Source organism: Streptomyces sp. NPDC031100 (assembly GCF_055570785.1).
In genome coordinates, this window is sequence record NZ_JBVIGN010000019.1 from 35,884 (window position 1) to 48,150 (window position 12,267).

A 12,267-nucleotide genomic window follows, 5' to 3' on the forward strand; every position below is an offset into this window, starting at 1 on the left:
TGCGGCTCTGTGTGAGGTGCGGCTCACCGCTGCGCGGCGAGTTCCACGGCGATGTCGATGAGCTGGTCCTCCTGGCCGCCGACGAGGCGGCGCTCGCCCGCGCGCAGGAGGATCTCGGCACCCGAGACGCCGTAGCGCTCGGCCTGCCGGTAGGCGTGCTTGAGAAAGCTGGAGTAGACCCCGGCGTGGCCCATCAGCAGGGAGAGCCGGTCGAGCCGGCACTCGTCGTCCATCACCGGGCGGACCACGTCCTCCGCCGCGTCGATGATCTTCAGGACGTCGATGCCGGTGCGGATGCCCATCTTGGCGCAGACCGCGACCAGTGCCTCGACGGCGGTGTTGCCCGCACCCGCGCCGAGGCGGCGGGTCGAACCGTCGATCTGCAGGGCGCCGGCCCTGATGGCCGCGATGGAGTTCCCGGTACCCAGCGCCAGGTTCTCGTGTCCGTGGAAGCCGACCTGGGCGTCGTCGCCGAGCTCGGCCACCAGCGCCTGGACCCGGGCGGTGACGTCGTCCATCACCATGGCCCCGGCCGAGTCGACCACGTACACGCACTGGCAGCCCGCGTCGGCCATGATGCGGCCCTGCCGCGCCAGCTTCTCGGGTGTCGTCGCGTGGGCCATCATCAGGAAGCCCACGGTCTCCAGGCCCCTTTCGCGGGCGAGCCCGAAGTGCTGGACCGAGATGTCGGCCTCGGTGCAGTGGGTGGCGATGCGGCACACGCTCGCGCCGTTCCCGTGGGCGGCCCGGATGTCGTCCTTGACGCCGAGTCCGGGGAGCATCAGGAAGGCGATCTTCGCCTGCCGCGCGGTGTCCACCGCGGTCTTGATCAGCTCCTGCTCGGGGGTCTTGGAGAAGCCGTAGGTGAAGGACGAGCCGCCGAGCCCGTCGCCGTGCGTCACCTCGATCACCGGGACGCCGGCGCCGTCGAGGGCCGCTACGACGGACCGTACGTCCTCGCCCGTGAACTGGTGCCGCTTGGCGTGCGAGCCGTCGCGCAGCGAGGAGTCGGTGATCCGGATGTCGAGGGTGTCCGAGTAGGGCATGCGGGGAGCTCCTTACGCGCCCGGGGCGAGGAGCGCCTTGGCGAGCTCCTCACCGACCTTGGTGGCGGCGGCGGTCATGATGTCGAGGTTTCCGGCGTAGGGCGGCAGGTAGTCGCCCGCGCCCTCCACCTCCAGGAAGATCGCGACGCGCGCCATCCGGCCGTTCTCCGGGCGCGGCTCGTCGAACTGCGGCTCGCTGCGGAGCCGGTAGCCGGGCACGTAGGAGGCGACCTGCTCGGCGATCTCCTTGACGGACTGGGTGATCGCCTCCCGGTCGGCGTCCTCGGGGATCGCGCAGAAGACGGTGTCGCGCATGATGACGGGTGGCTCGGCGGGGTTGAGGATGATGATCGCCTTGCCGCGCTCGGCGCCGCCGATGGTCTCGATGCCGCGGGAGGTGGTGCGGGTGAACTCGTCGATGTTGGCGCGGGTTCCGGGCCCGGCGGAGAGGGAGGCCACCGAGGCGACGATCTCCGCGTACGGCACGGGCACCACGCGGGAGACGGCGTACACCATGGGGATGGTGGCCTGCCCGCCGCAGGTGATCATGTTGACGTTGGGCTTGTCGAGGTGCTCGCGCAGATTGGCGGGCGGCACGACGGCGGGACCGACGGCCGCCGGGGTCAAGTCGACGGCGCGGATGCCGAGTTCGGCGTAGCGCGGTGCGTTGGCCCGGTGGACGTAGGCGGAGGTGGCCTCGAAGACGAGGTCGGGGAGTTCGTCCTGAGCGAGCAGCCGGTCGACACCCTCATGGCTGGTCTCCAGGCCGGCGTCACGGGCGCGGGCGAGGCCCTCGCTGCCGGGGTCGACGCCGATCATCCAGCGCGGCTCGACGAGTTCGGAGCGTTGCAGCTTGTGGAGCAGGTCGGTGCCGATGTTGCCGGATCCGACGATCGCGGCGGTCGCCTTGGTCTTGGTGGGCGTCATGACGCTGCATCACCTCAGATGAACGAGAGGGAGACCGAGCCCAGTCGGCTGAACTCGGCGGTGAAGGTCTGTCCCGCCACCACGTCGACGGCGCGGGTGCAGGAGCCGGGCAGCACCACGTGCCCCTTCTTCAGGGGCACGCCGAAGCGGGCCACGGTGCGGGCGAGCCAGCCGACGGAGACGGCCGGGTCACCGAGCACGGCGTCGCTGCGGCCCTCGGCCAGCAGCTCACCGCCGCTGGTCAGCCGGGCGTCGATCGCCTTCAGGTCCAGCTCGTGTGGGGCGCGGCCCTCGCCGATGACGTATCCGGCGGAGGAGGCGTTGTCCGCGATGGTGTCGGCGATGGTGATCCGCCAGTCGCGGATCCGGCTGTCGATCAACTCCAGTGCGGGCACGACGCGTTCGGTGGCGGCGAGCACATCCGTCCCGGTGCAGCCCTCGCCCGGCAGGTCGTCGCCGAGGACGAAGCCGACCTCGACCTCGATGCGCGGGCAGCAGTAGCGGGAGACGGACACGGGACGGTCCGGGCTCAGCTCCATGTCGTCGAGCAGGTGGCCGTAGTCCGGCTCGTCCACCCCCATCATCTGCTGCATGACGGGGGACGACAGGCCGACCTTGTGGCCGCGCACCTCGGCTCCGGCGGCGACGCGGTGCCGGATGTTGACGAGCTGGATCTCGTACGCGTCCTCGGTGTCGATCTCCGGGAAGATCTCGGTCAGCGGGGCGACCGGCGTCCGGCTGTGCTCGGCGGAGCGCAGGATCTCCGCCGCGCGCTGCCTCAGGGGGTCCGTGAGCATGGGGGTCCTCTGCGGGGCGTTGGGCTGTCCCGGGAGGCTAAGCGCGGGTGTCTGCGAGCAGGGAGCGCGAATTCCCGCTGACCGGGAAACGTGTTCCGGTGACGGCCGGGCGTCCGCTGCGGGCGCCCGGCCTTCTGGGACTTACGGTCACCGTGCCCCGTACACCGGCTGCGGCGGCTCGGAGTCGGCGAGCAGTTTCAGCGCTGTCTCGCCGGCCTCGGCCGGGGTCCAGCGGGCGCCCTTGTCGGCGGTGGGGCCCGGGCGCCAGCCCTCCATCACGGTGATCCGGCCGCCCTCGGCCTCGAAGATCCGGCCGGTCACCCCGGCGCAGGCGGCGGAGCCCAGCCAGACGACGAGGGGGGAGACGTTCTCCGGAGCCATGGCGTCGAAGCCGCCCTCCTCGGGGGCGGCCATGGTGTCGGCGAAGGTCTGCTCGGTCATCCGGGTGCGGGCGGCGGGGGCGAGGGCGTTGACCTGGACGCCGTAGCGGGCCATTTCGGCGGCGGCGACGAGGGTCAGGCCGACGATCCCGGCCTTGGCCGCGGAGTAGTTGCCCTGACCGACGCTGCCCAGCAGCCCGGCTCCGGAGCTGGTGTTGACGACGCGCGCTGCGGGCGTCCGGCCGGCCTTCGCCTCGGTGCGCCAGTGTGCGGCGGCGTGCTTCAGCGGCAGGAAGTGGCCCTTGAGGTGGACGCGTACGACGGCGTCCCAGTCGTCCTCGTCGAGGTTGAGGAGCATGCGGTCGCGCAGGAACCCGGCGTTGTTGACGAGTGTGTCGAGGCGGCCGAAGGCGTCCAGGGCGGTGGCGATGAGCGAGGACGCGCCGTCGGTGGTGGCGATGTCGCCGCCGTGGGCGACGGCCTCCCCACCGAACGCCCTGATCTCCTCGACGACCTGCTGAGCGGGTCCGGCCGCCCCTCCGGTGCCGTCGAGGCCGACGCCGAGGTCGTTGACGACGACCTTGGCGCCCTCGGCGGCGAGGGCGAGGGCGTGTGCGCGGCCGAGCCCGCGCCCGGCGCCGGTGACGACGGCGACGCGTCCGGTGCAGATTCCGCTGGTCATGGCTGTGTCCTTTCGGTGACCTTGTTGACGGTGGCGGCATCGAGGAAGGCCGGGCGCTCCCCGCCGCCGTGGACGAGCAGGCCGGCGCCGCTGATGTACGCGGCGCGGTCGGAGGCGAGGAAGACGCAGGCGTCGCCGACGTCCGAGGGCTCTGCGAGCCTGCCGAGCGGCACGGTGCGGCCGACGGCTTCGATGCCCGCCTCGTCGCCGTAGTGCAGTGGGGACAGCTCGGTGCGGACCATGCCGAGGACCACCGTGTTGACCCGTATCGCCGGGGCCCATTCCACGGCCATGGAGCGGGCGAGGTTCTCCAGGCCCGCCTTGGCCGCTCCGTATGCGGCGGTGCCGGGTGACGGGCGGGTCCCGCTGACGCTGCCGATCATGGTGATCGAACCGCCCGACCCCTGACTCCGCATCAGCTCGTATGCGGCGAGGGAGGCGTTCAGGGGCGCGAGGAGGTTCAGTTCGACCACCCGGGCGTGCCGTTCGGCTCCGCCCTCGCCGAGCGCCCGGAAGGGGGTGCCCCCGGCATTGTTGACGAGGGTGTCCAACCGTCCGTACGCCCCCCGCACTCGCTCGAAGAAGGCGTGGACCGCCGCGGGGTCACGCAGGTCGACGGGGTGGAACTCGGCGGTCCGCCCCGCCGCCCCGACCGGCTCGTCCGGGGGGCGGCGCGCGCAGGTCACGACCTCCGCGCCCGCGGCCAGCAGGGCCCGGGTGATCCCCGCGCCGACCCCCCGTGTTCCGCCGGTGACGACGGCCACGCGTCCGGACAGATCAATGATCGCCGCCATTGGGCACCTCCCGCAGCGAGCGGACCGCTGCTACCTTGCGACCTAACAAATGTTTGGTGGAAAGGTAGCTGATCTGCTCATGGGTGTCTCCACCTCCGTCCCGGAAGCGGGCCTCGCCGTCGTCACCGTGGACTTCCCGCCGGTCAACGCCCTGCCGGTGCAGGGCTGGTACGACCTGGCCGCCGCCGTACGCACCGCCGGGTCCGACCCGAAGGTGCGCTGCGTCGTGCTCACCGCCACGGGCCGCGGCTTCAACGCCGGCGTCGACATCAAGGAGATGCAGCGCACCGAGGGTCATGAGGCGCTCATCGGCGCCAACCGCGGCTGCTTCGAGGCGTTCTCCGCGGTCTACGACTGCGAGGTCCCGGTGGTCGCCGCCGTGCACGGCTTCTGCCTGGGCGGCGGCATCGGCCTGGTGGGGAACGCCGACGCGATCGTGGCGAGCGAGGACGCGACCTTCGGGCTGCCCGAGCTGGACCGCGGTGCGCTGGGCGCGGCCACCCACCTCGCCCGGCTGGTCCCCCAGCACCTGATGCGCGCGCTGTACTACACCTCACGCACCGTCACCGCCGAGGAGCTGCACCGGCACGGCTCGGTCTGGCGGGTGGTCCCGCGTGCCCACCTCATGGACGCGGCCATGGAGTTGGCGCGGGAGATCGCCGCGAAGGACGGTTCCCTCCTCCGCCTCGCCAAGGCCGCGATCAACGGCATCGACCCGGTCGACGTCCGCCGCAGCTACCGCTACGAGCAGGGCTTCACCTTCGAAGCCAATCTCAGCGGCATCGCGGACAAGCACCGTGACGCGTTCGTATCGGCCAAGGAGGACCGGAGTTGAGGGACAAGACGATGACCCCCGAGGAGGTGGTCGGCCGGCTTCGCAGCGGCATGACGATCGGAATCGGCGGCTGGGGCTCGCGGCGCAAGCCGATGGCACTGGTACGGGCGCTAATCCGCTCGGACGTCACCGATCTGACCGTGGTGTCGTACGGCGGCCCGGACGTCGGGCTACTGGCGGCCGCCGGGAAGGTCCGCAAGCTGGTCGCGGCGTTCGCGACCCTCGACTCGATCCCGCTGGAGCCGCACTTCACCGCTGCCCGGCAGCGGGGTGCGTTCGAGCTGGTGGAGCTGGACGAGGCGATGTTCATGTGGGGGCTGACGGCGGCCGTGCACCGGCTGCCGTTCATGCCGATCCGGGCCGGCCTGGCTTCGGACGTGATGCGGGTCAACTCGCGGCTGCGGACGGTCACATCCCCGTACGACGACGGCGAGGAGCTGGCCGCCGTCCCCGCCCTGCGCCTGGACGCCGCGCTCGTCCACCTCAACCGGGCCGATGTCCACGGCAACGGCCAGTACCTCGGCCCCGACCCGTACTTCGACGACCTGTTCTGCGAGGCCGCCGACGCCGCGTACGTCTCCTGCGAGCGGATCGTGGACACCGCCGACCTGCTCAAGGAGGCCGGGCCGCAGACCCTGCTGGTCAAGCGGGCGTTCGTGGACGGCGTCGTCGAGACCCCGAACGGTGCGCACTTCGCCTCCTGCGCCCCGGACTACGACCGCGACGAGGCGTTCCAGCGCGCCTACGCCCAGGCCGCCCGCGACCCGGAGGCCTGGCGGGCCTTCGCCGACCGGTTCCTGTCCGGTGACGAGGAGGCCTACCAGGCCGCGGTGGCGGCGTTCCACAAGGAGGAAGCGTGATCACGACGAAGGCGACGCGGGCCGAGACGTGCGTTCTGGCGTGCGCCGAGGCCTGGCGGGGCGCGGGCGAGGTCCTGGCCAGTCCGATGGGCACGATCCCGGCGATCGGGGCACGACTGGCGAAGCTCACCTTCTCCCCCGAGCTGCTGCTGACCGACGGCGAGGCGCTGCTCATCGGCGACGTCCCGGCGGCCGGCGCCGAGGCGGAGGTGGTGGAGGGCTGGCTGCCGTACCGCCAGCACCTGGCGCTGGTCGCCACCGGGCGGCGGCACGTGATGATGGGCGCGAGCCAGCTCGACCGGCACGGCAACCAGAACATCTCCTGCATCGGCGACTGGGCCCGGCCCACCCGCCAGCTGCTGGGCGTGCGCGGCGCCCCGGTCAACACCCTCAACAACCCGACCAGTTACTGGGTGCCGCGGCATTCGCGACGCGTGTTCGTGGAGCGCGTCGACATGGTCTGCGGCGTCGGCTACGACCGCGCCGCCGCAGCCGGGCCCTCCGCGACCCGCTACCACCGCATCCCGAACGTCATCACCGACCTGGGCGTCTTCGACTTCGAGACCCGGGATCGGACTATGCGGCTGCGCTCCACGCATCCCGGAGTCACGGTCGGGCAGGTCGTCGAGGCCACCGGCTTCCCGCTCACGATCCCCGACGAGGTGCCGTACACCCGCGAGCCCACCGACCAGGAACTGCGCCTGATCCGTGAGGTCATCGACCCCAAGGGGATGCGTGAGCGCGAGGTGCCCTCGGCATGACGGAGATCAGGATCGAGACCCCCCTGACCAAGCTCGTCGGGGTCCGGCACCCCATCGTGCAGACCGGCATGGGGTGGGTGGCCGGACCCCGCCTGGTCTCGGCCGCCGCGGGTGCCGGAGCGCTCGGCGTCCTCGCCTCCGCCACCATGACCACCGCGCAGCTCCGCTCCGCCGTCCGCGAGGTGAAGTCCCGTACGGACGCGCCCTTCGGAGTCAACCTGCGGGCGGACGCCGGGGACGCGGCCGAGCGCGTACAGATCATCATCGACGAGGGGGTGAAGGTCGCCTCCTTCGCACTCGCGCCCTCCCGGGAGCTGATCGCACGGCTCAAGGACGCCGGGGTAGTCGTCATCCCCTCCATCGGCGCCCGGCGGCACGCCGAGAAGGTCGCCGCGTGGGGCGCCGACGCGGTGGTGGTGCAGGGCGGCGAGGGCGGCGGCCACACCGGCACCGTCGCCACCACCGTCCTGCTCCCCCAGATCGTGGACGCCGTGGACATCCCGGTCATCGCGGCCGGCGGCTTCCACGACGGCCGCGGCCTGGTCGCCGCAGTGGCCTACGGTGCCGCCGGGATCGCCATGGGCACCCGGTTCCTGCTCACCTCCGACAGCACCGTCCCCGACGCGGTCAAGGCCCGTTACCTGGCCGCGTCGGTCCAGGACGTCACCGTCACCACCAAGGTCGACGGCCTGCCGCACCGGATGCTGCGCACCGAACTGGTCGACGCCCTCGAGCGCTCGGGACGCACCGCCGCGCTGCTCCGGGCGATCCGCCACGCGGCGGGGTTCAAGAAGCACACCGGCATGAGCTGGGCCGGGATGGTGCGCGACGGCCTGGCCATGAAGCACGGCAAGGAACTGACCTGGAGTCAGGTGCTGCTGGCCGCCAACACGCCCATGCTGCTCAGGGCATCCATGGTCGAGGGCCGCACCGACCTCGGCGTGATGGCCTCCGGCCAGGTCGCGGGACTGATCGACGACCTGCCGTCCTGCGCCGGCCTCGTCGACCGCATCATGTCCGAGGCCCAGGCCACCCTCCGCGCCCTGCCGCCGGCAGGCTGAGCGGCCGCGCCCTGCTCAGCCTCGGGGAGAATCCCCTACCCAAGAAGTCGATCTCATGCGTGCTCCCCGCGTCCGCCGTACGAGCGGAGGGGTGTCACAGGTGCCGGGCGGAAGCTGTTGCGCCAGGAGGGAGCCCAGGGCCGCCTTGCGCGCGCTCGGTCGCACGGTAGCTCGTCACGAAACCGCTCAGCAGACGGTAGATGTCATCGGCGTCCGCGGGGGTGGCCTCGCGGATGGTCATACCGTCTCGTCCGGCGGGAGGTCGGCGATCGGCGCCGTCCTGGCTGCCGGAACGGCGGCCAGGAGCTCTGCCGCTTCGATCTCGATGCTGCTAGCGACCCCTCAGAGGCGCTCGATGATGGTGACGTTCGCCTGGCCGCCGCCTTCGCACATGGTCTGGAGGCCGTAGCGGCCGCCGGTGCGCTCCAGTTCGTGCAGCAGCGTGGTCATGAGCTTGGTGCCGGTGGCGCCCAGGGGGTGTCCGAGGGCGATGGCGCCGCCGTTGACGTTGACCTTCTCCGGGTCGGCGCCGGTCTCCTTCAGCCAGGCCAGCACCACGGAGGCGAAGGCCTCGTTGATCTCGACCAGGTCGATGTCGTCGAGCGTCATCCCGGCCTTCTTCAGGGCGTAGGCCGTGGCCGGTATCGGCGCGGACAGCATCCGGATCGGGTCTTCGCCGCGTACGGACAGGTGGTGGATGCGGGCGCGCGGGGTGAGCCCGTGCTCGCGCACGGCCCGCTCGGAGGCGAGCAGCATCGCCGAGGCGCCGTCGGAGACCTGCGAGGAGACGGCGGCGGTGAGCCGGCCGCCCTCGATCAGCGGCCGCAGGGCCGCCATCTTCTCCAGGCTGGTGTCGCGGCGCGGGCCCTCGTCGCAGGTCGCCTCCCCGAACGGGACGAGTTCGCGGTCGAAGCGGCCCTCGTCGATGGCGCGCAGGGCCCGCTGATGGGAGCGCAGGGCGAACTCCTCCATGTCACGGCGGGAGATGTGCCACTTGGCGGCGATGAGCTCGGCACCGTGGAACTGGTTGACCGGCTGGTCGCCGTAGCGGGCGCGCCAGCCCGCGGAGCCGGCGTACGGGCCCTCGGTCAGCCCCAGCGGCTCGGCCGCCTGGCGGCTGGCGAAGGCGATGGGTATCTGCGACATGTTCTGCACGCCGCCCGCGACCACCAGGTCCTGGGTGCCGGAGAGGACACCTTGGGCGGCGAAGTGCAGGGCCTGCTGGGAGGAGCCGCACTGGCGGTCGACGGTCACGCCGGGGACCTCCTCGGGCAGTCCCGCGGCGAGCCAGCAGGTGCGGGCGATGTCGCCGGCCTGCGGCCCGACGGTGTCCAGGCAGCCGAGGACGACGTCCTCGACGGCGGCCGGGTCGGCGCCCGAGCGCTCCATCAGCGCTTTCAGTGCATGGGCGCCGAGGTCGGCCGGGTGGACGGCCGCGAGCCCGCCGTTCCGCCTGCCGACCGGGGTGCGTACCGCTTCGACGATGTATGCCTCGGGCATGCCTGTTGCTCCTTCTGTGACGTTTCCGGTGTCATTCGCGGACCGCGATGCCCTCCAGCACCATCGACAGGTACTGGCGGGCGATCTCCTCGGGGCTGTGCTGTCCGCCGGGCCGGTACCAGGACGCGGCGACCCACACCGTGTCGCGCACGAAGCGGTAGGTGAGCCTGATGTCCAGGTCGACGCGGAAGGCCTTGGCGGCCACCCCGCGCTCCAGCGTGCCCAGCCACGCCTTCTCGAACCTGGCCTGCGAGTCGGCGAGGTACTGGAAGTGCGGCTGGTCCAGCAGGTGCTTGGACTCCTTCTGGTAGATGGCGACGGCGGCACGGTGCCGGTCGATCTCCCGGAAGGATTCGGTCACGAGCGCCTCGAGCGTCTCCCGGGGGCCGAGCCCGGAAGCGAGCACGGCGTCGTACCGGGCCCACAGCTCGTCCAGGAAAGTGGAGAGGATCTCGTCGAGCATCGACTCCTTGGAGTCGAAGTGGTAGTAGAGGCTGCCCGCCAGCATCCCGGCGGCGTCGGCGATCCTGCGGACGGTGGTGGCGTTGTAGCCCTGCGCGGCGAACACCTCGGCGGCGGTCGCCAGCAGTTCCTCGCGCCGCTCGGGCGTCGCGCTCACCATGGTCTTCTTGCTGTTCTTCGGCACCTGGCCATTCTCGCGTCACGGGTGCTGGCTGCTGACCGACAGGACCTCCCCGGTCAGGTACGAGGAGTAGCCGCTGGCGAGGAAGACGATGACATTGGCCACCTCCCACGGCTCGGCGTAGCGCCCGAACGCCTCGCGGGCGGTCAACTCCGCGAGCAGCTCGGGGGTGGTGACCTTGGCCAGGTGCGGGTGCATGGCCAGGCTCGGTGAGACGGCGTTGACCCGTACGCCGTACTCGGCGGCCTCCAGCGCGGCGCAGCGGGTCAGGGCCATGACCCCGGCCTTGGCGGCGGCGTAGTGTGCCTGGCCCTTCTGCGCGCGCCAGCCGACCACCGAGGCGTTGTTGACGATGACGCCCCCGCCGCCTGCCGCCCTCATCCGGCGCAGGGCGGCGCGGGTGCACCGGAAGGTGCCGTTCAAGGTGACGTCGAGGACCTTCGCCCACTGCTCGTCGGTCATCTCGACGAGGTCGCAGGTGCCGCCGAGGCCGGCGTTGTTCACCACGATGTCGAGCCGGCCGTGGCGCTCCTCGGCGAGCTCGAACAGCGCGCCGACCTGCGTCTCGTCGGTCACGTCGCAGGGCAGCGCGGCCACCCGGTCCGTGCCGAACTCGGCGGCCAGCTCTGCCTCGGACTCCTTGAGCCTGCGGGCATGGGCGTCGGAAAGGACGACGGCGGCGCCCTCCTCCAGCAGCCGCCGGGCAGTCGCCCCGCCGATGCCCGCGCCTGCGGCGGCGGTGATGACGGCGGTGCGGCCGGCGAGCAGACCGTGGCCGGGGACGTACGGCGGGTGCGTGTTCGGCGTAGTCACGGGCGGGCCTCCTTGGGCAGGCCGAGGACGCGCTCGGCGATGATGTTCCGCTGGATCTCGTTCGACCCTGCGTAGACGGTGTCGGAGCGGGAGAAGAGGAACAGCCGCTGCCAGTCGGTCAGGTCGTACGGCTCCCCCGCGGCGAGCATGCCGTCGGCGCCGCAGACGTCCATGGCGAGTTCCCCCAGGTCCCGGTGCCAGGTGGCCCAGAAGATCTTCCCGATCGAGGCTTCGGGGCCCGGGGCCCCGGCCGCGACGCCCTCCAGCATGCGCAGGGCGTTGAACCGGATGGTCTCCAGTCCCACCCAGGCCCGGGCGATGCGGTCGCGGATCAGCGGGTCCGCCGCCGCGCCGTTGCGCTGCGCCAGCCCGATGACCGCCTCCAGCTCGCGGCGGAAGCCGACCTGCTGGCCCAGGGTGGACACCCCGCGCTCGAAGCCGAGGGTGGCCATGGCGACCTTCCACCCCTCCCCCGGCGCCCCGACGATGTGCGACGCCCCCGTGCGGGCCCCGTCGAAGAACACCTCGTTGAACTCCGAGGTGCCGGTCAGCTGGGTGATCGGCCGGATCTCCACACCCGGCTGGTCCAGCGGCACCAGAAGGCAGGACAGCCCCTGGTGCCGGGGGGAGCCGGGCTCGGTGCGGGCGAGGACGAAGCACCAGTCGGACTCGTGCGCGAGCGAGGTCCAGATCTTCTGCCCGGTCACCACCCACTGCGCCCCGTCCCGCTCGGCCCGGGTCCGTACGTTCGCCAGGTCCGACCCGGCGTCCGGCTCGCTGTAGCCCTGGCACCACAGCTCCTCCACCGCAACGATCGGCGGGAGGAACCGCTCGCGCTGTCCGGGGGTACCGAAAGCGATCAGGGTGGGGCCGAGGAGCTGCTCGCCGATGTGGTTCACGCGGGCGGGGGCGTCCGCGAGCGCGTACTCCTCGTGGAAGGCGACCTGCTGCTCCAGGGTCGCGCCCCGGCCGCCGTACTCCTTCGGCCACCCGACGCAGGTCCACCCCGCGGCCGCCATGTGCCGCTCCCAGGCCAGGCGTTCGGCAAAGGCCTCGTGCTCCCGCCCCGGCCCGCCGCGCCCGCGCAGGTCCGCGAACTCACCGGTGAGGTTGGCCCGCAGCCAGGCGCGGATCTCCGTGCGGAACTCCTCGACGCCGCTCATGGCGG

At 72.0% G+C, this 12,267-nt stretch carries 13 protein-coding genes; 4 read left to right on the forward strand and 9 right to left on the reverse strand.

Features of this window, described 5'->3' with window-relative positions; translation table 11 throughout:
* Nucleotides 1–23: 23 nt before the first annotated feature.
* The 5 genes from dmpG to ACZ5DS_RS38435 all read right to left on the reverse strand — a co-directional run bounded on the left by dmpG (nt 24) and on the right by ACZ5DS_RS38435 (nt 4,626).
* Nucleotides 24–1,046, reverse strand: coding sequence for a 4-hydroxy-2-oxovalerate aldolase (dmpG, locus tag ACZ5DS_RS38415; RefSeq protein ID WP_468248079.1), 1,023 nt, complete (start codon nt 1,044–1,046; stop codon nt 24–26).
* Between the two features lie 12 nt (nt 1,047–1,058).
* Entirely contained in the window at nt 1,059–1,973 is a 915-nt protein-coding gene (locus tag ACZ5DS_RS38420; protein ID WP_468248080.1) for an acetaldehyde dehydrogenase (acetylating), read from the reverse strand.
* Between the two features lie 14 nt (nt 1,974–1,987).
* The gene (locus tag ACZ5DS_RS38425) at nt 1,988–2,770 is read right to left on the reverse strand and encodes a 2-keto-4-pentenoate hydratase (protein ID WP_468248082.1); all 783 of its coding nucleotides are present in this window, start codon (nt 2,768–2,770) and stop codon (nt 1,988–1,990) included.
* A gap of 147 nt (nt 2,771–2,917) precedes the next feature.
* Nucleotides 2,918–3,832 (reverse strand): SDR family oxidoreductase, encoded by a 915-nt coding sequence (locus ACZ5DS_RS38430; RefSeq protein ID WP_468248084.1) that lies wholly within the window; start codon nt 3,830–3,832, stop codon nt 2,918–2,920.
* Nucleotides 3,829–4,626 (reverse strand): SDR family oxidoreductase, encoded by a 798-nt coding sequence (locus ACZ5DS_RS38435; RefSeq protein ID WP_468248086.1) that lies wholly within the window; start codon nt 4,624–4,626, stop codon nt 3,829–3,831. The genes ACZ5DS_RS38430 and ACZ5DS_RS38435 overlap by 4 nt, the downstream gene beginning before the upstream one ends.
* Before the next feature lie 79 nt (nt 4,627–4,705).
* Here ACZ5DS_RS38435 and ACZ5DS_RS38440 point away from each other — a divergent pair, with 79 nt between their 5' ends.
* From ACZ5DS_RS38440 to ACZ5DS_RS38455, 4 genes are read left to right on the forward strand one after another with little or no spacing between them, the layout of a single operon-like run.
* Complete coding sequence (locus tag ACZ5DS_RS38440) at nt 4,706–5,461, forward strand: enoyl-CoA hydratase family protein (RefSeq protein WP_468248089.1); 756 nt, start codon at nt 4,706–4,708, stop codon at nt 5,459–5,461.
* Entirely contained in the window at nt 5,458–6,321 is an 864-nt protein-coding gene (locus ACZ5DS_RS38445; RefSeq protein WP_468248091.1) for a CoA transferase subunit A, read from the forward strand. Before ACZ5DS_RS38440 ends, ACZ5DS_RS38445 begins: the two co-directional genes overlap by 4 nt.
* The gene (locus ACZ5DS_RS38450; protein WP_468248093.1) at nt 6,318–7,082 is read left to right on the forward strand and encodes a CoA-transferase subunit beta; all 765 of its coding nucleotides are present in this window, start codon (nt 6,318–6,320) and stop codon (nt 7,080–7,082) included. The genes ACZ5DS_RS38445 and ACZ5DS_RS38450 overlap by 4 nt, the downstream gene beginning before the upstream one ends.
* A gap of 11 nt (nt 7,083–7,093) precedes the next feature.
* Nucleotides 7,094–8,143, forward strand: coding sequence for an NAD(P)H-dependent flavin oxidoreductase (locus tag ACZ5DS_RS38455; RefSeq protein ID WP_468248323.1), 1,050 nt, complete (start codon nt 7,094–7,096; stop codon nt 8,141–8,143).
* A 342-nt stretch (nt 8,144–8,485) separates the two neighbouring features.
* Here the strand turns inward: ACZ5DS_RS38455 and ACZ5DS_RS38460 are convergent, their stop codons facing one another.
* Genes ACZ5DS_RS38460 through ACZ5DS_RS38475 form a run of 4 tightly spaced genes read right to left on the reverse strand, consistent with a single transcriptional unit; the run spans nt 8,486 to nt 12,262 of the window.
* Entirely contained in the window at nt 8,486–9,643 is a 1,158-nt protein-coding gene (locus ACZ5DS_RS38460) for an acetyl-CoA C-acetyltransferase (protein WP_468248096.1), read from the reverse strand.
* 31 nt (nt 9,644–9,674) lie between these two features.
* Nucleotides 9,675–10,265: a TetR/AcrR family transcriptional regulator gene (locus tag ACZ5DS_RS38465; protein WP_468248326.1), complete on the reverse strand. Its 591-nt coding sequence runs from the start codon at nt 10,263–10,265 to the stop codon at nt 9,675–9,677.
* A gap of 39 nt (nt 10,266–10,304) precedes the next feature.
* Nucleotides 10,305–11,099, reverse strand: a complete 795-nt coding sequence (locus ACZ5DS_RS38470) for an SDR family oxidoreductase (RefSeq protein WP_468248097.1) — start codon at nt 11,097–11,099, stop codon at nt 10,305–10,307.
* A complete protein-coding gene (locus ACZ5DS_RS38475) occupies nt 11,096–12,262 on the reverse strand; it encodes an acyl-CoA dehydrogenase family protein (protein WP_468248100.1) in 1,167 nt (388 codons plus the stop codon). Before ACZ5DS_RS38475 ends, ACZ5DS_RS38470 begins: the two co-directional genes overlap by 4 nt.
* Nucleotides 12,263–12,267: the final 5 nt, after the last annotated feature.

Coding starts and splice junctions, on each gene's coding strand:
- dmpG (WP_468248079.1), bottom strand. CDS start 1,046: ATGCCCTACTCGGACACCCTCGACATCCGGATCACCGACTCCTCGCTG.
- ACZ5DS_RS38420 (WP_468248080.1), bottom strand. CDS start 1,973: ATGACGCCCACCAAGACCAAGGCGACCGCCGCGATCGTCGGATCCGGC.
- ACZ5DS_RS38425 (WP_468248082.1), bottom strand. CDS start 2,770: ATGCTCACGGACCCCCTGAGGCAGCGCGCGGCGGAGATCCTGCGCTCC.
- ACZ5DS_RS38430 (WP_468248084.1), bottom strand. CDS start 3,832: ATGACCAGCGGAATCTGCACCGGACGCGTCGCCGTCGTCACCGGCGCC.
- ACZ5DS_RS38435 (WP_468248086.1), bottom strand. CDS start 4,626: ATGGCGGCGATCATTGATCTGTCCGGACGCGTGGCCGTCGTCACCGGC.
- ACZ5DS_RS38440 (WP_468248089.1), top strand. CDS start 4,706: ATGGGTGTCTCCACCTCCGTCCCGGAAGCGGGCCTCGCCGTCGTCACC.
- ACZ5DS_RS38460 (WP_468248096.1), bottom strand. CDS start 9,643: ATGCCCGAGGCATACATCGTCGAAGCGGTACGCACCCCGGTCGGCAGG.
- ACZ5DS_RS38465 (WP_468248326.1), bottom strand. CDS start 10,265: ATGGTGAGCGCGACGCCCGAGCGGCGCGAGGAACTGCTGGCGACCGCC.
- ACZ5DS_RS38475 (WP_468248100.1), bottom strand. CDS start 12,262: ATGAGCGGCGTCGAGGAGTTCCGCACGGAGATCCGCGCCTGGCTGCGG.